4 protein-coding genes and 1 pseudogene are annotated in these 2735 nt (G+C 41.8%); 2 read left to right on the forward strand and 3 right to left on the reverse strand.

The features are described from left to right. A pseudogene (locus A3735_RS18875) lies at positions 1 to 357 on the reverse strand (hypothetical protein); the annotation flags it as partial. Between the two features lie 200 nt (positions 358 to 557). Between A3735_RS18875 and A3735_RS18880 the strand changes: the two are divergent. Further along, a complete protein-coding gene (locus A3735_RS18880; protein ID WP_068511585.1) occupies positions 558 to 1103 on the forward strand; it encodes a YaeQ family protein in 546 nt (181 codons plus the stop codon). 79 nt (positions 1104 to 1182) lie between these two features. Then, the gene (gene rraA / locus A3735_RS18885; RefSeq protein WP_068511588.1) at positions 1183 to 1680 is read left to right on the forward strand and encodes a ribonuclease E activity regulator RraA; all 498 of its coding nucleotides are present in this window, start codon (positions 1183 to 1185) and stop codon (positions 1678 to 1680) included. Positions 1681 to 1761: 81 nt separating this feature from the next. Here rraA and A3735_RS18890 read toward each other — a convergent pair whose 3' ends face one another. Then, on the reverse strand, positions 1762 to 2073 hold the full coding sequence (locus tag A3735_RS18890; protein ID WP_068507473.1) for a PilZ domain-containing protein: 312 nt from the start codon (positions 2071 to 2073) through the stop codon (positions 1762 to 1764). Positions 2074 to 2347: 274 nt separating this feature from the next. Next, a partial coding sequence (locus tag A3735_RS18895; RefSeq protein ID WP_156499755.1) for a TIGR04211 family SH3 domain-containing protein occupies positions 2348 to 2735 on the reverse strand: 388 nt, incomplete at its 5' end.

A 2735-nucleotide genomic window follows, 5' to 3' on the forward strand; every position in this document is an offset into this window, starting at 1 on the left:
GATTTCACCTGTGCGAAGAAAGTGTTTAGGCGAGCAGGAAAGGCTAAAGGTACGTGTTAGCATTGCGCCATCTTTTTCAACGCTTAGCTGTACATATTGTCCGGCATTAAAACCAGTCCATTTTTTTTCTGGCCTTAAAGTCAGCGTGTAGATGTCATCTGTTTCATTTCTTATGAAGAGTACTTGAGCACTAGTTCTTCCGTGACGCCAATTTGGGCGAAAAACCTGAATAATGGGCTCTAAAAAGACACCAAAGCTACCGGTATTGGTAAGTTGGCGGCTTAAGAAGCCAATAGCTTTCTGAGCGATTGTTTGCGATTCTGCTATAGGGCTTTCGCTGTTCATCCCTTTAGACATAGTGACCTCCTACTAAGTTCGAGGTACAGTTGTACGCTTTTTGTTCTATTATGTCTAGAATTGTCAGTCGCATAAGTATGATCATCTAATTTAGGTGGCCGAATTTTTTGGTAGTGGAGATTGTAGCAATTTAATTTGTGCGGAATATTTCATATCTGTGTAGTATGCCCATTTATTTATTAACGAATCTTGGGGATACCATGGCGCTGAAGTCCACGATCTATAAAGTTACTTTGCAACTAAGTGACTTTGATCGAGATCATTACCAAAGCTACTCGCTTAATGTTGCACTTCACCCATCTGAAACCATTGAACGTATGTTGCTTCGTTTGCTTGCTTTTTCATTGTATGCAGATGAAGCGCTAAGTTTTACCAAGGGTTTATCGACTGATGATGAGCCGGATATCTGGCTCAAGTCTTTATCCGACGAAATAGAGTTGTGGATCGACTTGGGCTTACCTGATTTAAAACGTATCCGTAAAGCTTCAGGTCGCTCAGATAAAGTTGTTGTATTGGCTTATGGCGGACAAAAGGTTGCCCCCTGGTTCGACGGGTTAGCAAAGGATTTGAAGCGTATAGCTAATTTGTCTGTCTTGCGTGCAGAGATGGCTGATATCGAGCCACTGCTTGCGCATGTCGAAAGAACGATGGAGCTCGTTGTGATGATTCAGGATGGAAGTTTGAATGTAAGCTTGGGGGAGAGTGTTGTTGACTTGAATATCGAGCGGCTGCTTGGCGAGGAATAATTGTCTTTTGCGATGGACGAATATAGCTGCAATCGGTTAATCTCCGTGTATCTAATGTATTGAAACGAGGAGAAAAACATTGAGCAATACAAAAATCATTACGCCAGACTTGTGCGACGAGTACCCGGATTTAGTTCAGGTCTTGGAACCGATGATGAACAATTACGGTGCAATCGATGCCTTTGGTGGCGAAATTGTTACGGTAAAGTGTTTTGAAGATAACTCTATCGTCAAAGAACAGGTGGGTTTACCTGGCGAAGGGCGAGTGATGGTTGTTGATGGCGGTGGTTCAATGCGTAATGCCTTGTTAGGTGATATGTTGGCTGAGAAAGCAGCTGCGAACGGCTGGTCTGGTTTGGTTATTTACGGCTGCATTCGTGATGTTGATGTGATCGGGCAGACGCAGCTAGGTGTTCAGGCAATGAACACTAATCCGCGTAAAACTGAAAAGCGTGGTATTGGTGATCTGAATGTTCCGGTCACCTTTGGTGGCGTAACCTTTACACCAGGTCACTACGTTTATGCCGATAATAATGGTGTTATTGTTTCGCCTGAAAAGTTGGAAATGCCAGCCTAGTAGAGACTTTAGCGAACACATAAAAAAGCCCGTGAGAAAAACGCTCACGGGCTTTTTTATGTGCTTATGAAATTGCTTCGCCTAACTCGCGATTTCTACAATTTCTGCGCCTACTTGAAAAGTATTTTCGTCGACCTGTGTGCAGCGTAGTACTTTTACGGTTGCATCCAGAGCGGGAAACGCATCGTTGCTTGAAGGAAGCGATGTCCGGCAAGTTGCTCCTGCTGTTAGTTCTTCTTCTACTTCTATTAACATGCCTGCGCCACTAAGGTCACGGCAATAACCATTTACTTTGATGTCCGAGTTATCAACGGCTAGAGTGATTTCAGTATCGACTCTCATTCTGATGAAATCGCGTTTTTCATCCCAGGTACGGCTATACAGGTTATTCATCTATTCAACACCTCTTATGGATAAATGTCTCACCTTCATTTATATGTCTAAATATGGTTGCTGTCAAAGAGCAAAACCACAAGATATTCGACTATTAGCAATTGGTAAGATTCTAGTAATAAGTTGATGCGGATGAAATTCACCCCAGCGCATCAAGCTTGATGATACCGCTGGGGCAAAAGTTTTTCTATGGTGTGTTGCTCATTTTTAGAACGAAATGGGCAAATAATAGACTAAGTGTTTGTTTTTAAAGCAGCCTAAAAAATAAGCTTTTTTACGCCCAGCTATCATTTTTCTTAGAAGGTTTAATGATAGGAATTAATAAAGTTAGAATTACACCAAGTGTTACCAGGCCACCCCCGATTAACATCATGTTAGAATCTGACTTATCTTTTAATCTAAGATTCTCGGTTTGGATCAGTTCTAATTCGTTTCTAAGCTGCTCATTACTTTCTCTAAGCTCACGATTTCGCTTATCTAGATTAAGGGCATTGGCCGAAATAGACTTAATGTTCTTTAGCTCTTTGCTATTAGCATTAAGCTCTGAAGTGGTTTGAGTATGTTCTTTGCTAAGACTCTGGTGCTTCTTTTTCAAGTTGGCCAGTTGAGTTTGAGTTTCTTCGTAGTTAGCTTTTAGTTTAGCTAACTCCTGATTAGCTTGG

It is taken from the genome of Oleiphilus sp. HI0061, from assembly GCF_001635675.1.